Source organism: Microbacterium sp. NPDC089188 (assembly GCF_040685155.1).
Classification (GTDB): domain Bacteria; phylum Actinomycetota; class Actinomycetes; order Actinomycetales; family Microbacteriaceae; genus Microbacterium; species Microbacterium galbum.
Window position 1 is genome coordinate 112,574 of sequence record NZ_JBFBHH010000005.1, and the last position, 22,556, is coordinate 135,129.

Below are 22,556 nucleotides of genomic sequence, written 5' to 3' on the forward strand. Positions count from 1 at the left end.
CGATCCGGCGCCTTCGCTAGGCTGACGGTGTCCCGACAACACCAAGGAGCACCTCCATGCCCGTCGCTTCCCCTGAGCAGTACGCCGACATGCTGGACCGCGCGAAGGCCGGCGGCTTCGCGTATCCGGCGATCAACGTCTCGAGCTCGCAGACCATCAACTCGGTGCTCCAGGGCCTGACCGAGGCCGGCTCCGACGGCATCCTCCAGGTCACCACCGGTGGTGCCGACTACTTCGCCGGTCACACCGTCAAGGCCCGCGCCACCGGTGCCCTCGCCTTTGCGAAGTACGTGACCGAGGTCGCGAAGAACTACCCCATCACCGTCGCGCTCCACACCGACCACTGCCCCAAGGACGCCCTCCCCGGCTTCGTCCTCCCCCTGCTCGAGGCCTCAGAAGAAGAGGTCAAGGCCGGACGCAACCCGATCTTCCAGTCGCACATGTGGGACGGCTCAGCCGTTCCCCTCGACGAGAACATCGACATCGCCGCGGAGCTCCTCCCCCGCCTGAAGAACATCAACGCCATCCTCGAGATCGAGGTCGGCGTGGTCGGCGGCGAAGAAGACGGCGTGCAGCACGAGGGCTCGAACGAGGCTCTCTACACGACGGTCGCCGACGTGACGAAGGCCGTCGAGCGCCTCGGCCTCGGCGAGAACGGCCGCTACATCTCGGCCCTCACCTTCGGCAACGTCCACGGCGTGTACAAGCCCGGTGGCGTCAAGCTCCGCCCCGAGCTGCTGGGCGAGATCCAGGAGGGCATCGCTGCGAAGTTCGGCACCGGCCCCAAGCCCCTCGACCTCGTCTTCCACGGCGGCAGCGGATCGACCGACGAGGAGATCGCCCTCGCTGTCGCGAACGGCGTCGTGAAGATGAACATCGACACCGACACCCAGTACGCCTTCACGCGCTCCATCGCGGGCTACATGTTCTCGAACTACGAGGGCGTGCTCAAGATCGACGGCGAGGTCGGCAACAAGAAGCAGTACGACCCCCGCGCGTGGGGCAAGGTCGCCGAGTCGGCCATGGCCGTCCGCGTGGTCGAGGCCACGAAGCAGCTCGGCTCGTACGGCCAGTCCCAGAGCTGACCCCTCGCCGCGTGGACGAACGCCCCGGTCCTCGACCGGGGCGTTCGTCGTTTCTTTGAAATCGCTCACCCCGTCAGAATCCGCCAGCTGAGGTTGTTGTTGAAGAACGCGTCGAGTCCGGCAGTTCACACGACTGCGCTGCACTTGCGGGTAGCGGTCGCCGGGTTCCCCGCGCAATTGTCCGATGCATCCTGCACAGCACTGATGATGCCCGTCGCGTAAGGCTTGTTATCCACAATCCGGAGCACCGGACCACCACCATCGCCGTTACCCGCCCCAGGTTGGTTGAAGACCTACAGCGAGCGATAGGCGTTCGTGTAGGTGTGGACTGTTCCAGACGAGTCGTGAGCGTTGAGAGAGACAGGTCCGTCAGTGATTGTATTAATGCAGACAGCCCCCGACTGCGACCCGTTCATGCAAACCGATTGACCGACAAGAGGAACACTGTAGCCTTTCACCCACACGGCGGAATTCGATGTCGGGCCTCCTGCGAAGTTTGCACCGTAATATTTGACGTCTCCCGTCAGCATCCGGATGTCCGCCCCTCCCGTAGCCGTCGACTGCCCCGTACCGAAATACGGGCTGTCGACGTACCTACCGGACACCCACGTCGTCCCCTCTTCGCCGCAGTGATCAGCTGTCAGCATCGCTGTCTTGCTTGTCGGTGCGCCATCCTGCACGATTGCAAAGCCGGAGGAGCAGGAGCTCAGATATCCCCCGGAGCGTGTCGTAATAAGAGCACCCCCAATATATGGCTCCGTGTGATGTTGCCTGTCGATCAGTGACGCGCCTGACGCTTCGTACACGAACTCCACCCCGAAACGACTACCAATGACGGAGGCGATCTGCTCTCGCATACTTTCTTCATCGATCGAACCGGCCTGCGCCAGTAGCGCCACGCGCAGACCCGTTCCATCTATCTTCGCAGCGGCCCATGACACAGGGACGTCGCCGATATTTCCCTCTCGTGCGACTTGGTTGGCCGCCTCCCTCAAAGATTCCGCGGGGAACTCATCGGCGGCAACCTCCCACTTGACTGCGGGGAGAAGGGCCGCCATCTGCCCGATATCGACAGCGCTTCCTTTTGCAACGTGAAGAATTAGCGCACGCTTCTCGAAATCCCACTCGTATGCCCCGATCGAGCGGGCAATCTGCGCTCTCTCGAGACGGGCGAGGGCTTCTGTTACTTCCCCGGTCATGTTGTCGCCTGGCCCTGACATCGACGCAGCCCAGTCCTCGATCTGGGGCACCGACGCTTCCTCGTCGTCGGCTGGCACCGACCACGCCCCCAACAGAAGGGCCGTGACCATCGTCGCCAGGACAGACGTCAGACGCAATCGAGCGCGCTTCACCATCGTCGTCTTCTTCACGGTCCGGTCAACCGGACGCGACGCGTCGTGCGCCGCGGCCTACTGTTGACGTCGTCTCCGTCGATCTTGGGGAGAACACACAGGGAGGAGAAGAGGGCGGTCGCGAAGACCACCCGGCGGCACGATGCTCTTCACGAGCGCGACGGCGGGGAGGTCAATCCACCTTGCGGCCCCAGCCGACCAATCCGGCCTCAGCTGCGGTACACCTCCAGCACCGAGGGCGCACCCGCAGGCGACGACACGACCTCGATCGCATCTCCCGCCCGCACCTCGCCCGCCCGGCGCACCCGCAGGTACGCTCCCAGCCGGCCCTCGTCCGAGAAGCGCTTGACCCACCCGCGCGCCGCCGCACCGCCGACCCAGCGTGCGAAGGTCGCGCAGGGCGTGCGGGGCATCGTCACCTCCACCTCGACGGTGTCGCCGATGCGCCACACCTCCCCGATGCGGGCCCCGTTGACATCGAGGCCCTCCACGCGCAGGTTCTCGCCGAACCATCCCGCGTGCAGGTCGCGCCCGAGTGCGTCCTCCCAGAACGCTGCATCCTCCGCCGCATAGGCGTAGACCGCCTTGTCACGACCGCCGTGGTGCTTGCGACTCGCCTGCACGTCGGCGCGCACCCCGAGCGTGCCGACGCGAACGGGGCCATCGAGTGCGCGCTTGTCGATCGCGGTAACGCCGACGGAGCCGGCATCCGGATGCAATTCGTGAACGGCGCAGACGGCGACGAGACGGGGCATGGGTCGATGCTAGGGCGTCGGCGCCGAACGACCGTACCCGCGTCAGGGCGAGGTGAACTCCCGCCGCATGACGACCGTGTCGCCGTCGAGGGTACGGATCTCGACCGACCCGATGTCGGCGGCCGCCAGATCGGTGCCGGCGCTCAACTCGGTCGTCGATCCCGGACCGGCGCGCCAGGTCGACAACACACTCGTCGCTCCGGTGTCGTCGGTGATGGCGAGCGCGTACGGCCAGCCCCCGGGAGGAGCGTCGAGCACCTCGCCGGTGTACTGGCACACGAGGTCGATGCGCGTGCCCCACGGGGCAGAGGTCAGCTTGACCGACGCCTCCAGGGGCGCGCCCGCCACGCCGTCCAACGCGTACACCGTTCCCGACGACGACACGGCACTGTTCACCGCGACGACGCCGGGCACGGCGATCGCGACGAGCGCGATCGATGCCGCGAGCACCCACCCGGTCGCGCGGCGTCGACGCCGGCGCCTCGCCGTGTCCAGCACGCGGGTGCGCAGGGTCGGGTCCGGGGCGGCCAGGGGCACGGGGCCCGTGCTGGGGCTGATCGCGCGGGCGCGCTCGGCCGACAGGCGGGACAGCAGTCCCGCGGTCGGCGCGAGTTCGGCGACGGCGGCACGGCACAGCTCGCACGCGCCGAGGTGGGCCTCGAACTCCGCGCGGTCCGGAGCCGACAGCGCTCCAAGCACATAGGCGCCGTCCCAGCTCGACAGACGCTCGTGGTCGACGTTCACCGGGTCACCCCTCTCTCCTGCAGGGCGAGCCGCAGCGCTCGCACCGCGTAGTGCAGTCGCGACTTGACGGTCCCGGAGGGGATGCCGAGCTCCTCCGCCGTCTGAGCGACGCTGCGTCCGCCGTAGTACGCGCTGACGATCACCGCCCGGTGGTCGGGCGTGAGCGTCGCGAGCGCCTCCTCGACGAGGAGCGCGTCGAACATGGCATCCGTGTCGTCGTCCCGCGCCGTCTCGGGCAGCTCGTCGACGGGATGCTCATGCCGCCGCCGCGCACTGCGCGCCTCGTCGATCACGAGGTTGCGGGCGACCGTGTACATCCACGATCGCAGCGATGACGGGTCGTCGCTCATCACCCGCGGCGTCCGCCACGCCCGCAGCAGGGTCTCCTGCACGATGTCGTCGGCCCCGGCGTGGTCGCCGGTCAGGCTCACGACGTAGCGCCAGACGGGGGTGGCGTGCGCGTCGTACAGCGCCGTCAGCTGCGCGTGTTCGTCTCTCGCCACGGCATCCCCTCTCCCTCGCTCACAGGGGACACGGGATGCCGGGCCTCGCGGTTCAGTTCGGAACGCTGTCGAGGATCGCCGACATGAAGGTCGCGTCGCCGACGAGGGCCATCGTCACGCAGATGCCGGCGATGAGCGCCGTCGCGACGGACCCGACGAGGGGGATCCAGAACGCGACCCGGCCGCGTCGCAGACGCCGCCAGGTGAACACGGCCGTCAGCAGCCAGCCGACGCCGTACACGAGGGCGGCGGCGGCACCCCAGACGTACCCGGCCGACAGGTTCGTGAACGTCGCCGTCACACCCAGCATCTGGGCGCCGCGCTCGGCGTACTCGGGGAAGTTCAGCAGCTGCACGATGGTCGTGACCACCGAGAACAGGCCGTAGAAGAGCAGTCCGAAGGTGACGATGCGGTCCACGCGCGCCCCGCGCGTGGCGGGCGCGACGAAGCCCGCAGGCGCCTCCGCGACGGGGGCGGCCTGCGGCTGCGGCTGCGGCGCGACACCGGCGTCGAGCGCCTCCGTCACCTCGGGCCGCTGGATGCGGGCGCGCTGCTCCTCGGCCGTGGCGTATTCGCCGTACTGCGGGCGGGGACGCTCGACACCGCCACCCTCGCCCGACGAGCGGGAGTCGTCGCTCACGCGCGACCCCGGCCGCCGAGGGCCCGGCTGTCGCGCTTGCCGGTGGCATCCTGGCGCAGCTCCTTGGGGAGCGAGAAGATCAGGTCCTCCTCGGCGGTGCGCACCTCTTCGACGTCACGGTATCCGGCACCGGCGAGCTCCTCGAGCACCTCGGTCACGAGCACCTCGGGCACCGAGGCGCCACTGGTGACGCCGACGGTCTGAACGCCCTCGAGCCACTCCTGCTTGACCTCGTCGACGTAGTCGACGCGGTAGGCGGCCTTGGCGCCGTGCTCGAGGGCGACTTCGACGAGACGCACGCTGTTGGAGGAGTTCGCCGACCCCACCACGATCACGAGATCCGCGCCGACGGCGACCTTCTTGATCGCGACCTGGCGGTTCTGGGTGGCGTAGCAGATGTCGTCGGAGGGCGGGTCCTGTAGTTCGGGGAAGCGCTCGCGCAGGCGCCGGACGGTCTCCATCGTCTCGTCGACCGAGAGCGTGGTCTGCGACAGCCACACGACCTTCGACGGGTCGCGCACCTCGATGGTGTCGGCGTGGTCGGGCGAGTTGACGACGGTGACGTGCTCGGGAGCCTCGCCGGCCGTGCCCTCGACCTCCTCGTGTCCCTCGTGACCGATCAGGAGGATCTCGAAGTCGTCGCGCGCGAACCGCACGGCCTCGCGGTGCACCTTCGTGACGAGGGGGCAGGTCGCATCGATCGCCTGCAGGCCCCGATCGGATGCCGCCGAGACCACCGCCGGCGAGACGCCGTGCGCGCTGAAGACGACATGCGCCCCGGAGGGGACCTCGTCGACTTCCTCGACGAAAATCGCCCCCTTCTTCTCGAGCTCGGTGACGACGTGGATGTTGTGCACGATCTGCTTGCGCACGTACACCGGCGCCCCGTAGCGCTCGAGCGCCTTCTCGACGGCGATCACGGCGCGGTCGACGCCCGCGCAATACCCGCGGGGCGCGGCCAGCAGCACCTTCTTCTGTCCGTTGACGGGGATATCCTGGAGCCGCCCGCGTCGACCCGGGATACGGGGAACGGGCAGGTGGACGGCAGGTGAGCTCACCCCTCGATTCTACCGGGGCGCCCCTGGACACCGGCCGAACCTCCCCCCACCGCTACCCGCACGGATACGATGACCCTTTCCCCGCCCCGCCCCTCCCGCCGACGTCGGCATGCATTCGAGCGGACCTCATGACCTCCTTCCAGCCCGAGACCATCCCCGGCCAGGCACCGCCGGCCGACAGCGTGCACCCCCGCGATTCGCGGACCGACGCGCCCACCTCCGTCTCGCGCCTGAACGACACCATCCGCGGCTTCATCGAGCGGTGGGGCTCCGTGTGGGTCGAGGGCGAGATCACCTCGTTCAACCGCCGCGGCGGCAACGTCTTCGGGCGGTTGAAAGACCTGGGCACCGAGTCGACGGTGTCGTTCCGGATCTGGTCGAGCACGCTCGCACGCCTGCCGAAAGACCTGCAGGTCGGCGATCACGTCGTGGCGTGCGTCAAGGCCGATTACTTCCCCCGCACCGGCGACTTCTCGTTCGCGATCTCGGCGATGCGCCACGTGGGCCTGGGCGAGCAGCTCGAGCGTCTCGAGAGGCTGCGGGTGCAGCTGCGATCCGAGGGGCTTTTCGACCCCGCGCGCAAGAAGCGCCTGCCCTTCCTCCCCCAGTGCATCGGACTCATCACCGGCGAGAATTCGGACGCCGAGAAAGACGTGCATCGCAACGCCGAACTGCGCTGGCCGCGCGTGCACTTCCGCACGAAGCACGCGGCGGTGCAGGGCGATCGCTGCGTGCCCGAGACCATCGCGGCGCTGAAGGCCCTGGATGCCGACCCCGAGGTCGACGTGATCGTCATCGCGCGCGGCGGCGGCGATCCCCAGACCCTGCTCGGCTTCAGCGACGAGCGTCTGCTGCGCGCGGTGGCCGCGGCATCCACGCCGATCGTCAGCGCCATCGGCCACGAGAACGACCGCCCGCTGCTCGACGAGGTCGCCGACGTGCGCGCCTCGACGCCGACCGACGCGGCCAAGCGCGTGGTCCCCGACGTGAGCGAGCAGCGCGCGCTGGTGGCCCAGCTGCGCGCGCGGCTGACCGGGCGCCTGACGCAGCGCGTTGTCCACGACATCGCCCAACTGGAGCAGATCCGCTCGCGTCCTGCTCTGCGCACCCCGCACGCCATGCTCACCTCCCGCGCTCAGGAGCTGTGGATGCTGTCGAACCGCGGCCGCGACATCGTCGATCGCCGCCTCGAGAGCGAACGGCGGCGCACGCGCGAGCTGAGCGCGGGGCTGCGCGCCCTCTCGCCCGTGGCCACCCTCGCCCGGGGGTACGCCATCGCACAGCTGCCCGACGGGGCGGTGCTGCGCGACGCGGCCGATGCCCCCGCGGGGACCGCGCTGCGACTGACGCTCGAACAGGGCACGGTCGCGACGACCTCGGAGGGCGTCGTCCCGGATGCCGTTCCCCACGGTTCCTCCCCCGCCGCCGCTCCGTTCGACGACGAGGCACCCGACGCCGGCTCCGCCGGCGGGGCCGCCTAGAATGGGTGCCATGACCGCGACGACCCCCGGCCCCGCTGCCGACGTCGCCTCCCTGTCGTTCGAGCAGGCCCGCGACGAGCTGGTGCGCGTGGTCGCCGAGCTCGAGCAGGGAGCCCCCACGCTCGAGGAGTCCCTGGCTCTGTGGGAGCGCGGCGAGAAGCTCTACGCGCGCTGCGAAGAGTGGCTGCTGGGGGCCAAGCGCCGCCTCGACGCCGCACGCGGCGAAGGGGACGACGACTGATGGCCCGCGTCGTCGCCCATCTCGGCCGCCCCGAGACCCCGCAGGAGACCGCCGACCGCAAGGCGGAGTCCTCGCGTCGGTACCGCTCGAGCAAGACCTTCCGCAACCTCATCGCCGCCCTGCTGGTGACGGTCGCCGTCGTGTTCGTGGTGGTCGCGGGCGTCCCGCGCGGTGAGCCGACGCCGCCCCCCGCCCCTGACGTGCCCGCCCTCGCGGCCGGCATCGAGGCGGACCTCGGGCGCCCCGTGCTCTCCCCGTCGCTCGGCGACGGGTGGCGGGTCAACCAGGCCACGACCGAAGGCGTCGGCGGCACCGAAGCGTGGACGATGGTCTACGTCCGCTCCGGCGAATCCGGGTTCCTCCGCGTCGCACAGGGGTTCGACGCCGACGAGAACTGGGTCGGGCAGGTGCTCGACGGCACACGCAGTACCGAGACGGTCGACATCGACGGCATCACCTGGAACGTCTACCGCCCCGCCAACCCTTCCGGGACGGGCAACATCGACTACGCCCTGGCCACCCCGGCCGGCCCCGACTACGTCCTCGTGTACGGCGATGCCGCACCCGAGACCGCGGCCCTGGCGGCCGCATCCGTGACGTCGCAGATCGAGCAGTTGAGAGAGGTCCCGTGAGCGAGCGCATGACCCCCCGTCAGGTGTGGCAGCAGATGGTGGAGGGCAACCGACGCTTCGTCGCCGGCGAACCCGCCCACCCCCGTCAGGACGTCGAGCGTCGAGCCGAGCTCGCCAGCTCGCAGCACCCGACCGCAGCGCTGTTCGGGTGCTCCGACTCTCGTCTCGCCGCCGAGATCATCTTCGACGAGGGGCTCGGCGACCTCTTCGTCGTGCGCAACGCCGGGCAGGTCATCTCGGACTCCGTCATCGGCAGCCTCGAATACGCCGTGGGTGTGCTCGAGGTCCCGCTCATCGTGGTGCTCGCACACGACGCCTGCGGCGCCGTCGGCGCGGCCATCGACAGCACGGGCGTCGACGCCCCGACCCTCCCCGCCTACATCTGGCGGCAGATCGCCCCGATCGTGCCGGCCGTGCGCCGTGTCCAGCGCGAGAACGCCGTCGACGGGCACCTGCCCGACCACGTCGACCCCGAGCTGGTGGGCCGTGAGCACCTGCGCCACACCGTGGCCGACCTGCTGCGCGCCTCGGAGCTGATCAGCGAAGCCGTGGCCGAGGGCCGCACAGCCGTCGTGGGCGCGAACTACCGTCTCGACGAGGGGGAAGCCTTCCCCGTCGTCATCGTGGGCGACGTCGACGACGCGCGCATCTGAGAACCGCGCACCCGAGACGCGCCCGACCCCCGCGCACCTGAGAAACCGAACGACTGACCTGGAGGAACGACGACGTGACCGACACCGAGTACCGCATCGAACACGACACCATGGGTGAGGTGCGGGTACCCAAGGACGCCCTGTACGCCGCGCAGACCCAGCGCGCGGTCGAGAACTTCCCGATCTCGGGGAAGGGTCTCGAGTCGACCCAGATCGCCGCTCTGGCGCGCATCAAGAAGGCCGCGGCGCTCGCCAACAAAGACCTCGGCACTCTCGACGGCGCCATCGCCGACGCGATCGCGCAGGCCGCCGACGAGGTCATCACGGGCCGCCACGACGCGCATTTCCCCGTCGACACGTACCAGACCGGTAGCGGCACGTCGTCGAACATGAACATGAACGAGGTGCTGGCGACGCTGGCCACCGGCATCCTGGGGTCGACCGTCCACCCCAACGATCACGTCAACGCCTCGCAGTCGTCGAACGACGTCTTCCCGACCTCGGTCCACATCGCCGTGACCCAGGCGCTCATCACCGACCTCATCCCGGCACTCGAGCACCTCTCGGTCGCCCTCGAGGCCAAGGCCGACGCCTGGAAGGGCATCGTGAAGTCGGGCCGCACCCACCTGATGGATGCCACTCCCGTCACCCTCGGACAGGAGTTCGGCGGCTACGCGCGGCAGATGCGTCTGGGCATCGAGCGCGTGCAGGCGGTCCTCCCCCGCGTGGGCGAGGTGCCCCTCGGCGGCACCGCCGTCGGCACCGGGATCAACACCCCCCTCGGCTTCCCGCAGAAGGTCATCGAGCTGCTCGCGGAAGAGACCGAGCTGCCCATCACCGAGGCGAAGGACCACTTCGAGGCGCAGGCCAACCGCGACGGACTCGTCGAGGCCTCCGGCGCCCTCCGCACGATCGCGGTGTCGCTGACGAAGATCAACAACGACATCCGCTGGATGGGTTCGGGCCCGAACACCGGTCTCGGCGAGCTCCACATCCCCGACCTGCAGCCCGGCTCCTCGATCATGCCCGGCAAGGTGAACCCCGTCGTGCCCGAGGCCACCCTCATGGTGTGCGCCCGCGTCATCGGAAACGACGCCACCGTCGCCTGGGCCGGCGCGTCCGGTTCGTTCGAGCTCAACGTGGCCATCCCCGTCATGGGCACCGCGCTGCTGGAATCGATCCGCCTCCTCTCGAACGCGATGCGCGTCCTCGCCGACAAGACCATCGACGGCCTCGAAGCCAACGTCGGCCGCGCCGAGGCGTTCGCCGGGATGTCGCCGTCGATCGTGACGCCGCTGAACAAGGTCATCGGGTACGAAGCGGCCGCGAAGATCGCCAAGCACTCCGTGGCGAAGGGCATCACCGTCCGCGAGGCCGTCATCGACCTCGGCTACGTGGAGCGCGGCGAGATCACCGAAGAGGTGCTCGACGCGAAGCTCGACCTGCTGTCGATGACCCACCCGGGCTGAATCGACACGCACCACCTCCGACGCCGAGGCGCGCCATAATCGAAGGATGAGCCCCGCGACGAGACCTGTCTCGACGCGGGTGCGACTCCTCGGGGCGCTCCTCGGCGTCGTGCTTCTCGGCATGATCGTCGCGGGCGGGGTCACCTTCCTCGTCCAGCGCGACCGGGTGCTCGCCAATGCGCAGCGTCAGCTCGACGGCTTCGTCGCCACGGTCGCCACCAGCGACGAGACCGCGGCCGACCTCGTCGACGCGGTGATCCCCGGCCGCACCGACGGCACTCTCGCCGTCGACGACGCGCGCGTGCTCGCCGCGACTCCGTCACCCCCCGGTCTCGCCGTCGGGGATGACCAGGGGCTCGTCGATGCGCTCGATCGCGCGATCACCGACGGGCGCCTCACCGGCCGCCTCGACAGCACCCGAGGACCGGTCATGTACGCCGCTGCGGCGGCATCCGGCGGCTATGTCGTGCAGGTCATCTCGATCGACCAGCGCATGGAGCTGGTGGCGTTGTCCTCCGTCACCTATGCATCCACGGCCCTCGCCGTGCTCGTCGTGGTGGGCGCGGTCGGGTGGTTCGTCACCGGACGGCTCTTCTCCCCCCTGAGGCGTTTGCGCGACACAGCGGACTCGATCACGATCGACGACCTCGGCACGCGCTTGCGCGCGCACGGTAACGACGAGATCTCCGATCTGACCACGTCGGTCAACTCCATGCTCGACCGCCTCGCGATGTCTGTCGAGGCGCAGCGTCAGTTGCTCGACGACGTGCGCCACGAGCTGAAGACGCCGATCACCATCGTCCGCGGCCACCTCGAGATGATGGACCCGGCCGATCCGCACGACGTCAGGGAGACGCGTCAGCTCGGAATCGCCGAGCTCGACCGCCTCACGCGTCTGGTCGACGACATCGACACGCTCGCCGACGTCGAGGCCAATGCGTTGTCGTCCGAGGTGATCGACGTCGCCGCCCTGACCGACCGCGTCGCGGAGCTCGCCGGCGCTCTCCCGGGTCACCCTTGGAGCGTGGCGCAGCGCGCACGCGTGCGTATCGCGGGCGACGCCGACCGCCTGGTCCAGGCGTGGCTGCAGCTCGCCGACAACGCCGCGAAGTACACCCCCGAGGCGACACCGATCGAGATCGGCAGCACCGCGGACGACACCGCCGCGCACCTGTGGGTCCGCGACCACGGTCCCGGCATCCCCCCGGCCGCGAGGCATCGGGTGTTCCGGCGGTTCGACCGCCTGTCGACGCGGCGCGGCGTCGACGGCTCGGGGCTCGGGCTCTCGATCGTGGATGCCATCGCCAAGGCGCACGGCGGTCACTGCTCCATCGGCGACACGCCGGGAGGCGGCGCCACCTTCACGCTGCATATCCCGCTCACGGGAGCGCAGTCCCCCGCCGCGCTGCCGACGCCCGTGCGCGCCGGCGACGTCGTCATGCAGAGAGAGGCCACCGGATGACCCGCATCCTCATCGCCGAGGACGAAGACCGCATCTCCGCGTTCGTGGCGAAAGGCCTCGAGTCGGCCGGTTACCAGACGCTCATCGTCGATGACGGCGCCGACGCTCTCGACACGGCCCTCTCCGGCGAGGTCGACCTCGTGCTCCTCGACGTCGGGCTGCCCTCTCTCGACGGCTTCGAGGTGCTGCGGAGCCTTCGCGGTCAAGGCTCCACCCTGCCGGTCATCATGCTCACGGCTCGGACGAGTACGCGCGACACCGTCGACGGTCTGGACGCGGGAGCGAACGACTACGTCGCGAAGCCGTTCAAGTTCGACGAGCTCCTGGCTCGCGTGCGGTCCCGGCTGCGCGAGCCCGTCACCCTCGGCACGATCACGGTGGCGCACGGCGACGTGTCGCTCGACGTCCTCGCCCGCCGCGCGACGGTGGGCAGCCGCGAGGTCGATCTCAGCGCCCGCGAGTTCGCCCTCGCGGAGGAGTTCATCCGTCACGCCGGCCAAGTGCTCTCGCGCGAGCAGCTGCTGAGCCGGGTCTGGGGCCTGGATTTCGACCCGACGTCGAACGTCGTCGACGTGTACGTCCGCTACCTGCGAGCCAAAGTGGGGCCCGCCCACATCGTCACCGTGCGCGGAGCCGGCTACCGCTGGGAGTGAGCCCGAACCCCCGAAAACCCCCGGCGGGGGGATCGACCGGGGGTTTTCGAGAGAGATCGCGTCGGTGGTCTTCCGACTCACCCGAAGAGCGGTGACCTGCGCGAGCGCGGACCTCGTGTTTTCTTAGGGGGAACCGCCGGGGCGGTGGCGAGGTCTCCCTCGCCGATGTGACCACTCTGTCTGGCGTTCGTGAGAAGCCGGAGAGCCGAAGATGAGAACCCTCTCATCTGCAGCGCTTCGCGGCGCGCTCCGGCAACCCGGCTCCGCACGAAGGAGGGCCGGGATGCCGCGGCATCCCGGCCCTCCTTCGCGATTCACGACAGTTCGCCGGCCTCCAGCAGTTCCGTCACCAGTGCGGCGATGGCCGAGCGCTCCGAGCGCGTGAGCGTGACGTGCCCGAACAGCCCGTGACCCTTGAGCGTCTCGATCACCGAGGCGACGCCGTCGTGACGCCCCACGCGCAGGTTGTCGCGCTGCCCGACGTCGTGGGTGAGCACCACGCGGGAGTTCTGTCCGATGCGGCTGAGCACCGTGAGCAGCACGTTGCGCTCGAGCGACTGCGCCTCGTCGACGATCACGAACGCGTCGTGCAGCGAACGACCGCGGATGTGCGTCAGCGGCAGCACCTCGAGGAGCCCCCGCGCCAGCACCTCCTCGAGGACGTTGCCCGAGACCACCGAACCCAGCGTGTCGAACACCGCCTGACCCCACGGGCCCATCTTCTCGGCCTGGTCGCCCGGGAGGTAGCCCAGCTCCTGCCCGCCGACCGCGAAGAGCGGGCGGAACACGATGATCTTCTTCTGCTGCTGGCGCTCGAGCACGGCTTCGAGCGCCGCGCACAGGGCGAGGGCCGACTTCCCGGTGCCGGCCCGGCCGCCGAGAGAGACGATGCCGACCTCGGGATCGAGCAGCAGGTCGAGGGCGATCCGCTGCTCCGCCGAGCGCCCGTGCAGCCCGAAGGCGTCGCGGTCGCCGCGCACGAGGCGGTACTGCCCCTTGCCCGTCACGCGGCCCAGGGCCGATCCCCGCTCCGAGTGGATGATGAGCCCGGTGTTCACCGGCAGCCCCACCACCGCGTCGCTGACGGCGACCTCGCTCTCGTACAGGTCGGTGATCTCGTCGCCCGAGACGTCGATCGAGGCGATCCCGGTCCAGCCCGAGTCCATCGCCTGCTCGGCGAGGTACTCCTCCGTCGCGAGACCCAGGGATGCCGCCTTCACGCGCATCGGCAGGTCTTTCGACACCACGGTGACCTCGACGCCGTCCTTGGCGATGTTCATGGCCACCGCGAGGATGCGGCTGTCGTTGCCGCCGGTGCGCATTCCGGACGGCAGGACGGACGGGTCGGTGTTGTTCAGCTCGACGCGGAGCGTGCCCTCGTCGCCGACCGGCACCGGGAAATCGAGGCGGCCGTGCTCGATGCGCAGTTCGTCGAGGTGGCGCAGGGCCTGGCGGGCGAAGTAGCCGATCTCGGGGTCGTGACGTTTGCCCTCGAGCTCCATGATCACCACGACGGGGATCACCACGGAGTTCTCCGCGAAGCGGAAGAACGCCCGCGGGTCGCTCAGCAGGACGGAGGTGTCCAGGACGTACGTGCGCAGGGCCTGATCGGCTCCGGCTTCGGACTCGGTGCTCTCGACGACGTGACGCTGGTCGTACGGTGCTCGTGCAGTCACAACCCACTCCCGACCCGGGTGATGCACCCGGTTGTCACGAGTCGACCTGTGGGTCACGAGTCGCGATCCGAAGGTCGACTCGACCGGACTCCGTGTCCGATGTGATCACCGTACGACCCCGCGACACCCACGAGGGTCGTTAACACGCCGCGAATATGACGAGTTCGTGAACAGCGTGTTCGCGGCGTTCGCCGGTCGAAGATAGTTCACCGGATGCCGAGAACCCGGCGTCGTGCGTCGGCCCGGGCTACTGTCCGAAGCGGCGGTCGCGCGCCGCGAAGTCGCGGATCGCCCGAAGGAAGTCGACCTCGCGCAGGTCGGGGCCGAGCGCCTCGACGAAGTAGAACTCCGAGTGGGCGGACTGCCAGAGCAGGAAGTCGCTCAGGCGCTGCTCCCCCGAGGTGCGGATCACGAGATCGGGGTCGGCCTGACCACCGGTGTACAGGTGCTCGCCGATCTGCTCCGGAGTGAGGCTGTCGGCGAGCTCTTCGAGCGACCCGCCCGACTCGTCGTGCTTGACGATGATCGAGCGGACGGCATCCACGATCTCGCTGCGCCCTCCGTAGCCGACCGCGAGATTCACGTGCAGACCCTGGTGACCGCGGGTGCGCTCGGTGGCCTCGTGCAGCACTTCGGCCAGTTCCGGCGGCAGGCCCTCCGCCCGCCCGACGTGCTGGACGCGCCAGTCGGGCTCGCGCGAGAGCTCGCCGGCGAGCTCGGCGATGATCTCGAGCAGGTCCTGCAGCTCTTTGCTGTCGCGCTTGACGAGGTTGTCGTTCGACAGCAGGTAGAGCGAGACCACCTCGATGCCGAGATCGTCGCACCAGCGCAGGAACTCGTGCATCTTGGCCGCTCCGGCGCGATGTCCGTGCGCGGCGCTGTCGTAGCCGAGTTGTCGGGCCCAGCGCCGGTTGCCGTCGATCATCATGGCGACGTGGTGCGGCACAGTGGCCGGCATGCGACGACGCAGGCGCGAGATGTAGAGACGGTAGAGCGGTCCCCGCCCCTCGTTCTTCCACACGCGCGCCACCCGCCTACGCTACCGCGTCGGGCGCTTCCGACCGCATCGGATCGGGTGGTGCTTCCTGGGGGAAAGGTGAGCGCTGCCCCCATGTTCCTCCCGGGGCATGGGAGCGGACGTACTGTCGAGGAGTGATCCCCCGAACCCCGGCCGACGGCCCCGAGATGCCCCAGCTCCCCCTGCTCGAGGCGGGAGCCGTGGGGGCGCAGGCCGAGCTGAAGCCGACCTGGCGCGGCTGGATCCACGCCGGCACGTTCCCCGTCGCGATCGCCGCCGGGATCGTGCTCATCGCCCTCGCGCAGGGCGCTCCCGGCAAGTGGGCCGCGGCGGTGTTCATGGCGACCTCGATGCTGCTGTTCGGTAACTCCGCGCTGTACCACCGCTTCCACTGGAAGCCCCGGACCCTGGCGGTGCTCAAGCGCATCGACCACGCGAACATCCTGCTGCTCATCGCCGGCACCTACACCCCGCTCGCGGTGCTGGCCCTGCCCACACCGAAGACCGTGCTGCTGCTGTCGATCGTGTGGGGCGGCGCGCTGCTCGGCATCCTGTTCCGGGTGTTCTGGATCAACGCCCCCCGCTGGCTCTACGTCGCCCTCTACCTCGCCCTGGGCTGGGCGGCGGTGATGTACCTCGGCGACCTGCTGGCGGCGAACGTCGCCATGATGGTGCTCGTCGTCGTGGGCGGCCTGCTCTACACCGCGGGCGCCATCATCTACGCCCTGAAGAAGCCCAACCCCTGGCCCGGGCACTTCGGGTTCCACGAGATCTTCCACGTCTGCACGGTCCTGGCGTTCCTCTGCCACTGGACCGCGTGCCTGCTGATCGCCCTCGCTCCGGCGTATCACGGGAGCTGACCGCGCGAGTCGCCGGATCACGTCGCTTCCGAGCGACCGTTCCTGGCGACTGATTCGGAGGCTTCGGATGCCGCGGGCTCGCGGCCGTGGGTCAGCGGCGCGGAGCGGCCGGGTCGATGTCCTCGTCGTCGACGTCGCTGGCCCGCTCCGCTGCGAGCGCCTGCTCCTCGGCGTCCAGTTCCGCGTTGACCTCTTCGCGGTAGCGGCCGCGACGGATGCGACGCAGCATGTCCCACACGAGGAGGAACACGGCGATGCCGATGAAGGCGATCGCGGCGAATCCGAGCGGCCCGGGCGTGACGATCGACTCGTCGGGGGTGACGGCCGGGGAGGGCGTTGTCGCGAGAGCGACGATCACGGGGTGCATGGAGACCTTCTATCCGGGCGGAAGCGCGTAGCCTGGAAGTCCAGCCTAAAGCCCGGAGAGAGCATGACGACGCACGCCCGACTCGACGACCGTTACGGGCGCACGCGCTCTCCGCGACGACGCATCGTCGGCTGGTCCATCGTGGGCGTCCTCGCCCTCGGCGCGATCGGCTTCCTGGGCTGGACGACGGTGTCGAGCAGCCTGAACTCGGTGACCGCCACCGACACCGGCTACACCGTGGTGGACGACCGCACCGTCACCGCGACGTTCCAGATCACCGCGCCCACCGGCCGACCCGTCGCCTGCGCCCTCGAGGCCCGCGACGAAGAGCACGGAACCGTGGGCTGGCGCGTCGTCGAATACCCGGCATCCGAGGACCACACGCGGGCTTTCACCGAGGAGATTCCGACACTGTCGCTCGCGACCACGGGTTTTGTCAACGCCTGCTGGGTGCCGTAAACTCGCGGAATCACGACGCGCCCCGGCACGATGCCGGGGCGTTCGACATATCCCCCGCCGACGGCCCGACACCGCCCGCCGTCAGCGCCTCGACGAAGGAGTAACCGTGTCCAACGACGCTCAGGTGACGTTCCTCACGCAAGACGCCTACGACCGCCTGGCCAACGAGCTCGAGCACCTCTCGACCACGGGTCGCGAGGAGATCGCCAAGCGCATCGAGGCCGCTCGCGAAGAGGGCGACCTCAAGGAGAACGGCGGCTACCACGCCGCGAAGGACGAGCAGGGCAAGCAGGAGGCGCGCATCCGCACGCTGCAGCAGCTGCTGAAGGATGCCAAGGTCGGCGAGGCCCCCGAGAGCCACGGTGTCGTGGAGTCGGGAACCGTCGTCACCGCCGTCGTCGCCGGCGGCGAGGAGAAGTTCCTCCTCGGCAACCGCGAGATCGCCGCCAACTCGGAGCTCGACGTCTACAGCGAAGCCTCGCCTCTCGGGGCCGCCATCCTCGGCCTCAAGGAAGGCGACAGGGGCTCGTACACCGCGCCCAACGGCAAGGAGATCTCGGTCGAGATCGTCAAGGTCGAAACCTACTCCGGCCAGTAAGCCCGGTCCGCCCGCGAGCCGCTCCCCGCCACCGGGGTGGCGGCTCGCGGCGTTTGGGGCGGCCTGCCGCACACGCGCGCCCCGGCCGACTCGCACGGCCTCGCGATGCGCAACCTCGGCCCGGACGACGGCCCCGCGACGCAGCGTGCGTACATCGCGGAGGGGACGACCCCGGAGCCGGTGACGATCGCCGCCGAGGTCGGCCCGGGACGTCGCGACCCGTCGCCGACGTCAGTCCGGGACGACGGTCGCGACGAAGCCGGCATCCTCGAGCGTCTTGATGACCAGCGCGCGGTGCTCGGCGCCGCGGGTCTCGACGCTCAGCTGCAGGATCACCTCGCTGATCTGCAGCCCCTGCCCGTGCCGCGTGTGCAGCACCTCGATGACATTCGCCCCCACCTGCGCGAGGAGCTCCGAGACGCGGGCCAGCTGGCCCGGGCGGTCGGGAAGCGGAATGCGCAGCGACATATAGCGACCGGATGCCGACAGCCCGTGCGCCACGACGCGCTGTAGGAGCAGCGGGTCGATGTTGCCGCCCGAGAGGATCGTGACGGTGGGACCGCTCGCCCTGACCTTGCCCGCGAGGATCGCCGCGACACCCACGGCGCCGGCCGGCTCGACCACCTGCTTGGCGCGCTCGAGCAGCACGAGCAGTGCGCGGGCGATGTCGTCCTCGGTGACCGTGACGACCTCGTCCACGTACTGCCGGATGAGCTCGAAGGGAAGGTCGCCCGGCCGCGCGACGGCGATGCCGTCGGCGATGGTCGGGGTGGTCTCGACCTGCATCGGGTACCCGGCGGCGAGGGAGGACGGGTAGGCGGCGGAGTTGTGTGCCTGGACGCCGATGACGCGCACCTGGCGCCCCTCCGCGGCCGCCCGCGCTTTGACCGCCGCCGCGACACCCGCGGCCAGCCCGCCGCCGCCGATACCGACGATGACGGTCTCGAGGTCGGGCATGTCCTCGACCAGCTCGAGCCCCAACGTCCCCTGCCCCACCACGATGTCGCGGTGGTCGAACGGGTGGATGAGCACCGCTCCGGTGCGCTCGGCGAATTCCGCGGCCAGGCGGAGCGGGGTCTCGACCGTCGCCCCCTCGAGGATCACCTCGGCGCCGTAGCCGCGCGTCGCGAGGAGCTTGGGCACGGGTACACCCAGGGGCATGAAGATCGTCGCCGCGATTCCGAGCTGCTGCGCCGCCAGAGCGACACCCTGAGCGTGGTTGCCGGCCGACGCGGCCACGACTCCACGGGCGCGCTCGTCGGCCGTCAGGCGCGACAGCCGGTATGTCGCCCCGCGGATCTTGAACGAGCCGGTGCGCTGCAGGTTCTCGAGCTTGAGGTTGACGGGCACGCCGAGCAGGTCGGTCAGGTGAAGCGACTCGTCGAGGGGCGTGCGCGTGATGATGCCGCGCAGAGCCTGCGCGGCATCCTCGAACTCGGCCAGGGTGGGAGTGTCGTTCATGATCTCCTTCCGCGCTCACGCGGGACGGTCTGCCAGATGAGATCTCGGGATGCCAGGGCCTGCCCGTCGTGCTGCCAGGCCTTCGAGCTGAGGTAGACGGCGACGACGTTGACGAAGGCCGCGAGGGGCACGGCGAACAGGGCACCGGCGATCCCGCCGATCATCGCGCCGCCGGCGACGACGAGCACGACGGCGAGCGGATGCACCTTGACCGCGGAGCCCATGAGGATCGGCTGCAGCACGTGGCTCTCGATCTGCTGGACGCCGAGGACGACGATCAGCATGAACAACGCGACGAGCGGACCGTTGTAGACGAGGGCGATGAACACCGCCAGGGCCCCGGTGGCCACGGCTCCCACGAACGGGATGAACGCGCCCAGGAACACGAGCACGCCGATCGGGATCGAGAGCGGGACACCGAGGAGGAACGCGCCGAGCCCGATGCCGATCGCATCGATGGTGGCCACGAGCAACTGCGTGCGGGCATAGCTCTTGACGGTCCGCCAGCCCGCGCGACCCGCGCCGTCGACCGCCGGTCGGGCGACACGGGGGAACAGGCGCGTGGTCCACCGCCAGATCCCCCCGCCGTCGGCGAGCAGGCACAGCAGGATGAACAGGGTCAGCAGCACTCCCGTGCCGACGTGGCCGAGAGTCGTCCCGATGGCGAGGGCGCCCGTCCACAGCACCTCGGCCTGCTGCTGCAGGAAGGTACCGGCCTGCCGCAGACCGTCGTCGATCTGCTGCGCGCTCAGGTGCAGGGGCCCGTCGATCAGGTACTGCCGGAACTGCGAGACGGCGTCGACCGTGCGCTCCCGGACCGACCCGAACTCGCGCGTGATCTGCCAGACGGCCAGCCAGACGAGTCCGGAGATGAGGGCGATGGTGCCGAGCACCGTCACGACGATGGCGAGCCACTTGGGCCACCGGTGCCGCAGGAGGAAGGAGAACGCGGGCCACACCAGCGCGGTCACCAGGATCGCCACGAGCAGGGGCACCACGAGGAGCTTCAGCTGGATGACGAGGAAGATCACGACGCCGAGAGCGGCGGCGATCACCAGCAACCGCCAGGCGTACGCGGTGGCCTGACGAAGCGCCGGAGGGACCGGGGGCTGAAGGTCGCTCGAGACGGTGCGCCGCTTGAGGGCGTCGAGGAACGATCCGCGGGGTTCGGGATCGGTTCCACTCATCCCGTCAGCCTACCGCCGCGCACCCCCGGCGAACGCTGGATGTCGGAGGCGGTGGATACGGTGAAAGGCATGACCACGACGCTCCGTCGCGCCGATGCGCGCCGCATCGCCCTCGCCGCCCAGGGCTTCGCGAGACCGCGGCCCGAGACGGTCGGCACGCGCCAGATCACAGCGACCCTGCGTCGCATGCGCATCCTGCAGATCGACTCCGTCAACGTCTTCTCCCGCTCGCACTACATGCCGTTGTTCGCGCGCCTCGGCGCCTACGACACGGCCCTCCTCGACGCCCTCGCCTTCTCGCGCCGCCCGCGCTGGGTGGAGTCGTGGGCGCACGTGGCATCCCTCGTCTCCGCGGACGACTGGCCGCTCCTGCAGTTCCGCCGCGACGACCTGCGCCGCAAGTACGGCGACGACGCGTGGGCGCGGGCCAACGAGCCCCTCCTGCAGTGGTTGCGCGACGAACTCGCCGAGCGGGGGCCGCTGCGGCCCGCGCAGATCGATCACGACGCCCGCAGTGGCTCTCGCGGGTCGTGGTGGGGCTGGGACGACGTCAAGAACGGCCTCGAGCGCCTGTGGCTGTTCGGCGAGGTGGCCATCGCGGGGCGCCGCGGATTCGAGCGTCGGTACGCTCTGGCATCCGACGTGCTGCCTGCGGCCGCGCTCGAGACGCCCGTGCCCCGGGCCGATGCCATCCGCGAGCTCGTTCGGAGGGCGGCGGCGGCCTACGGCGTGGCGACGGCGTCCGACCTGGCCGACTACTGGCGCATCCGCGATCGGCCGGCGGTCATGGCGGCCATCCACGACCTCGTCGACGCGGGCGAGCTCCAGCCCGTGCAGGTCGAGGGATGGTCCGTCGCAGGCCGCCCCGCCAAGGCATGGCTGCATCGCGACGCGGCACGGCCCCGCACGGTCGACGCCACCGCGCTGCTCACGCCGTTCGACCCCGTCGTGTGGTTCCGCGATCGTGCCGAGCGCCTCTTCGATTTCGATTACCGCATCGAGATCTACACCCCGGCACCGCAGCGCCGGTTCGGCTATTACTCGCTTCCGGTGCTCGTCGGCGACGACGTCGTGGGCCGCCTCGACCTCAAAGCCGACCGCGGGGCGAGTACCCTGCGGGTGCAATCGGCGTGGTGGGAGCACGGTGTCTCCCCGGATGCCGCGGAACGCGTCGCCGCCGAGCTGCGCACCGCCGCGCGATGGCAGGGCCTGGAGCGGGTGACGGTGTCGCGATGGGGAGACGCCGCCGATGCGATCGCCGGCGCGCTCTCGGCCGAGCGGCACGAGCACCCCGACGGGCGCTCCACGTGAGATGCGCCCCCTCCGTCGAGCGGAGAGGGCGCATCTGCGAGAAGGTCAGAACTGCACGCGAGGCGGCTCGGAGATGGCCGCGCCGTCGATGACCTCGAAGAACTCACGCTCGTGGAAACCGAGCTGACGGGCGAAGAGGTTGTTCGGGAACACCTTGATCTTGGTGTTGAGCTCGCGCACACCGCCGTTGTAGAACCGGCGAGAGGCCTGGATCTTGTCTTCGGTGTCGACGATGGCCTGCTGCAGCTTGAGGAAGTTCTGGCTCGCCTGCAGCTGCGGGTAGGCCTCGGCCACGGCGAACAGCGACTTCAGCGCCTGCTGCATGTGGCCCTCGGCGACACCCGCCTCGGCGGGGCTCTCGACGTTCAGCGTCTCGGCGCGGGCGCGGGTGACGTTCTCGAAGACCGCCTTCTCGTGCGCCGCATAGCCCTTCACCGTCTCGATGAGGTTGGGCAGCAGATCGGCGCGACGCTTGAGCTGTACCGTGATGTCACTCCACGCTTCGTCGACGCGCACGTTGAGCGAGACGAGGGCGTTGTAGGTGGCCCACAGGTAGATGCCGGCGATGACCAGGATGCCGACGATCACGATGACCGGTACGAGCCACTCCCACATAAGTCCCCACACTCCGTTCGAGAGATTGCCCTTCAGTGTAACTGCGGGCCGGTCGGCGTGACGGAGCCGGGCGGCGACTCCCAGCGGATGCGATGGATGCCGTACCCCCGGTGGGACTCGAACCCACACTGAAGCGATTTTAAGTCGCCTGCCTCTGCCATTGGGCTACGGGGGCCCGGCTCCCACCGTAGCGCGGGGCGGCAGCGTGGCCGTCGTCCCGCGGACCGCGGCCTTCACCTGCGAACCCCGGATGCCGCGACCCGGCGCGCCCGTCAC

At 69.7% G+C, this 22,556-nt stretch carries 24 protein-coding genes and 1 tRNA gene; 12 read left to right on the forward strand and 13 right to left on the reverse strand.

Features of this window, described 5'->3' with window-relative positions; all coding sequences use genetic code 11:
* Window positions 1-56: 56 nt before the first annotated feature.
* Window positions 57-1,085, forward strand: coding sequence for a class II fructose-bisphosphate aldolase (gene fbaA / locus AB0N80_RS16585; RefSeq protein WP_363579527.1), 1,029 nt, complete (start codon window positions 57-59; stop codon window positions 1,083-1,085).
* A 293-nt stretch (window positions 1,086-1,378) separates the two neighbouring features.
* Here the strand turns inward: fbaA and AB0N80_RS16590 are convergent, their stop codons facing one another.
* The 6 genes from AB0N80_RS16590 to AB0N80_RS16615 form a co-directional block, all read right to left on the reverse strand.
* A complete protein-coding gene (locus tag AB0N80_RS16590) occupies window positions 1,379-2,440 on the reverse strand; it encodes a hypothetical protein (protein WP_363579529.1) in 1,062 nt (353 codons plus the stop codon).
* A 206-nt stretch (window positions 2,441-2,646) separates the two neighbouring features.
* Window positions 2,647-3,192: an MOSC domain-containing protein gene (locus tag AB0N80_RS16595; RefSeq protein WP_363579531.1), complete on the reverse strand. Its 546-nt coding sequence runs from the start codon at window positions 3,190-3,192 to the stop codon at window positions 2,647-2,649.
* 42 nt (window positions 3,193-3,234) lie between these two features.
* A complete protein-coding gene (locus AB0N80_RS16600; protein ID WP_363579533.1) occupies window positions 3,235-3,936 on the reverse strand; it encodes a zf-HC2 domain-containing protein in 702 nt (233 codons plus the stop codon).
* Window positions 3,933-4,439, reverse strand: coding sequence for a sigma-70 family RNA polymerase sigma factor (locus tag AB0N80_RS16605; RefSeq protein WP_363579535.1), 507 nt, complete (start codon window positions 4,437-4,439; stop codon window positions 3,933-3,935). The genes AB0N80_RS16600 and AB0N80_RS16605 overlap by 4 nt, the downstream gene beginning before the upstream one ends.
* A 52-nt stretch (window positions 4,440-4,491) precedes the next feature.
* Window positions 4,492-5,079: a DUF6264 family protein gene (locus tag AB0N80_RS16610; RefSeq protein WP_363579537.1), complete on the reverse strand. Its 588-nt coding sequence runs from the start codon at window positions 5,077-5,079 to the stop codon at window positions 4,492-4,494.
* On the reverse strand, window positions 5,076-6,137 hold the full coding sequence (locus AB0N80_RS16615) for a 4-hydroxy-3-methylbut-2-enyl diphosphate reductase (protein WP_363579539.1): 1,062 nt from the start codon (window positions 6,135-6,137) through the stop codon (window positions 5,076-5,078). The genes AB0N80_RS16610 and AB0N80_RS16615 overlap by 4 nt, the downstream gene beginning before the upstream one ends.
* Window positions 6,138-6,265: 128 nt before the next feature.
* Here AB0N80_RS16615 and xseA point away from each other — a divergent pair, with 128 nt between their 5' ends.
* The 7 genes from xseA (at window position 6,266) to AB0N80_RS16650 (ending at window position 12,728) form a co-directional block, all read left to right on the forward strand.
* Window positions 6,266-7,618, forward strand: coding sequence for an exodeoxyribonuclease VII large subunit (gene xseA, locus AB0N80_RS16620; RefSeq protein ID WP_315995304.1), 1,353 nt, complete (start codon window positions 6,266-6,268; stop codon window positions 7,616-7,618).
* Window positions 7,619-7,628: 10 nt separating this feature from the next.
* Window positions 7,629-7,859, forward strand: a complete 231-nt coding sequence (locus tag AB0N80_RS16625) for an exodeoxyribonuclease VII small subunit (RefSeq protein ID WP_295780378.1) — start codon at window positions 7,629-7,631, stop codon at window positions 7,857-7,859.
* Window positions 7,859-8,491: a DUF4245 family protein gene (locus tag AB0N80_RS16630; protein WP_363392244.1), complete on the forward strand. Its 633-nt coding sequence runs from the start codon at window positions 7,859-7,861 to the stop codon at window positions 8,489-8,491. The genes AB0N80_RS16625 and AB0N80_RS16630 overlap by 1 nt, the downstream gene beginning before the upstream one ends.
* Window positions 8,492-8,499: 8 nt before the next feature.
* Complete coding sequence (locus AB0N80_RS16635) at window positions 8,500-9,144, forward strand: carbonic anhydrase (RefSeq protein WP_315995891.1); 645 nt, start codon at window positions 8,500-8,502, stop codon at window positions 9,142-9,144.
* Window positions 9,145-9,218: 74 nt separating this feature from the next.
* The gene (locus AB0N80_RS16640) at window positions 9,219-10,613 is read left to right on the forward strand and encodes a class II fumarate hydratase (RefSeq protein ID WP_315995302.1); all 1,395 of its coding nucleotides are present in this window, start codon (window positions 9,219-9,221) and stop codon (window positions 10,611-10,613) included.
* Window positions 10,614-10,659: 46 nt separating this feature from the next.
* Window positions 10,660-12,075 (forward strand): HAMP domain-containing sensor histidine kinase, encoded by a 1,416-nt coding sequence (locus AB0N80_RS16645; protein ID WP_363579544.1) that lies wholly within the window; start codon window positions 10,660-10,662, stop codon window positions 12,073-12,075.
* Complete coding sequence (locus AB0N80_RS16650) at window positions 12,072-12,728, forward strand: response regulator transcription factor (protein WP_363392250.1); 657 nt, start codon at window positions 12,072-12,074, stop codon at window positions 12,726-12,728. The genes AB0N80_RS16645 and AB0N80_RS16650 overlap by 4 nt, the downstream gene beginning before the upstream one ends.
* A 314-nt stretch (window positions 12,729-13,042) precedes the next feature.
* On the opposite strand, the gene AB0N80_RS16655 is transcribed toward AB0N80_RS16650, so the two are convergent.
* Together AB0N80_RS16655 and AB0N80_RS16660 are read right to left on the reverse strand one after the other, a co-directional pair.
* On the reverse strand, window positions 13,043-14,404 hold the full coding sequence (locus AB0N80_RS16655) for a PhoH family protein (protein ID WP_315995299.1): 1,362 nt from the start codon (window positions 14,402-14,404) through the stop codon (window positions 13,043-13,045).
* Between the two features lie 247 nt (window positions 14,405-14,651).
* Window positions 14,652-15,434 (reverse strand): isoprenyl transferase, encoded by a 783-nt coding sequence (locus AB0N80_RS16660; protein WP_315995298.1) that lies wholly within the window; start codon window positions 15,432-15,434, stop codon window positions 14,652-14,654.
* A gap of 155 nt (window positions 15,435-15,589) precedes the next feature.
* Here AB0N80_RS16660 and AB0N80_RS16665 point away from each other — a divergent pair, with 155 nt between their 5' ends.
* Window positions 15,590-16,282 carry a hemolysin III family protein gene (locus tag AB0N80_RS16665; RefSeq protein WP_315995890.1) on the forward strand — a complete coding sequence of 231 codons (693 nt, stop codon included), beginning with the start codon at window positions 15,590-15,592 and terminating at the stop codon, window positions 16,280-16,282.
* Window positions 16,283-16,373: 91 nt separating this feature from the next.
* Here the strand turns inward: AB0N80_RS16665 and AB0N80_RS16670 are convergent, their stop codons facing one another.
* Window positions 16,374-16,649: a hypothetical protein gene (locus tag AB0N80_RS16670; protein ID WP_315995297.1), complete on the reverse strand. Its 276-nt coding sequence runs from the start codon at window positions 16,647-16,649 to the stop codon at window positions 16,374-16,376.
* A 63-nt stretch (window positions 16,650-16,712) separates the two neighbouring features.
* On the opposite strand from AB0N80_RS16670, the gene AB0N80_RS16675 reads away from it, so the two are divergent.
* Together AB0N80_RS16675 and greA are read left to right on the forward strand one after the other, a co-directional pair.
* A complete protein-coding gene (locus AB0N80_RS16675) occupies window positions 16,713-17,108 on the forward strand; it encodes a DUF4307 domain-containing protein (RefSeq protein ID WP_315995296.1) in 396 nt (131 codons plus the stop codon).
* A gap of 106 nt (window positions 17,109-17,214) precedes the next feature.
* Window positions 17,215-17,706, forward strand: a complete 492-nt coding sequence (gene greA / locus AB0N80_RS16680) for a transcription elongation factor GreA (protein WP_363579546.1) — start codon at window positions 17,215-17,217, stop codon at window positions 17,704-17,706.
* Window positions 17,707-17,937: 231 nt separating this feature from the next.
* On the opposite strand, the gene ilvA is transcribed toward greA, so the two are convergent.
* On the reverse strand, window positions 17,938-19,167 hold the full coding sequence (ilvA, locus tag AB0N80_RS16685; protein ID WP_363579548.1) for a threonine ammonia-lyase: 1,230 nt from the start codon (window positions 19,165-19,167) through the stop codon (window positions 17,938-17,940).
* Entirely contained in the window at window positions 19,164-20,354 is a 1,191-nt protein-coding gene (locus AB0N80_RS16690; protein ID WP_315995294.1) for an AI-2E family transporter, read from the reverse strand. The genes ilvA and AB0N80_RS16690 overlap by 4 nt, the downstream gene beginning before the upstream one ends.
* A 69-nt stretch (window positions 20,355-20,423) precedes the next feature.
* Between AB0N80_RS16690 and AB0N80_RS16695 the strand changes: the two genes are divergently transcribed.
* Window positions 20,424-21,665, forward strand: a complete 1,242-nt coding sequence (locus tag AB0N80_RS16695) for a crosslink repair DNA glycosylase YcaQ family protein (protein WP_363579550.1) — start codon at window positions 20,424-20,426, stop codon at window positions 21,663-21,665.
* 45 nt (window positions 21,666-21,710) lie between these two features.
* Here AB0N80_RS16695 and AB0N80_RS16700 read toward each other — a convergent pair whose 3' ends face one another.
* Both AB0N80_RS16700 and AB0N80_RS16705 read right to left on the reverse strand, forming a co-directional pair.
* Window positions 21,711-22,280: a LemA family protein gene (locus AB0N80_RS16700; RefSeq protein WP_315995292.1), complete on the reverse strand. Its 570-nt coding sequence runs from the start codon at window positions 22,278-22,280 to the stop codon at window positions 21,711-21,713.
* A 102-nt stretch (window positions 22,281-22,382) separates the two neighbouring features.
* Window positions 22,383-22,455 (reverse strand) — tRNA-Leu (locus AB0N80_RS16705).
* Window positions 22,456-22,556 lie beyond the last annotated feature (101 nt).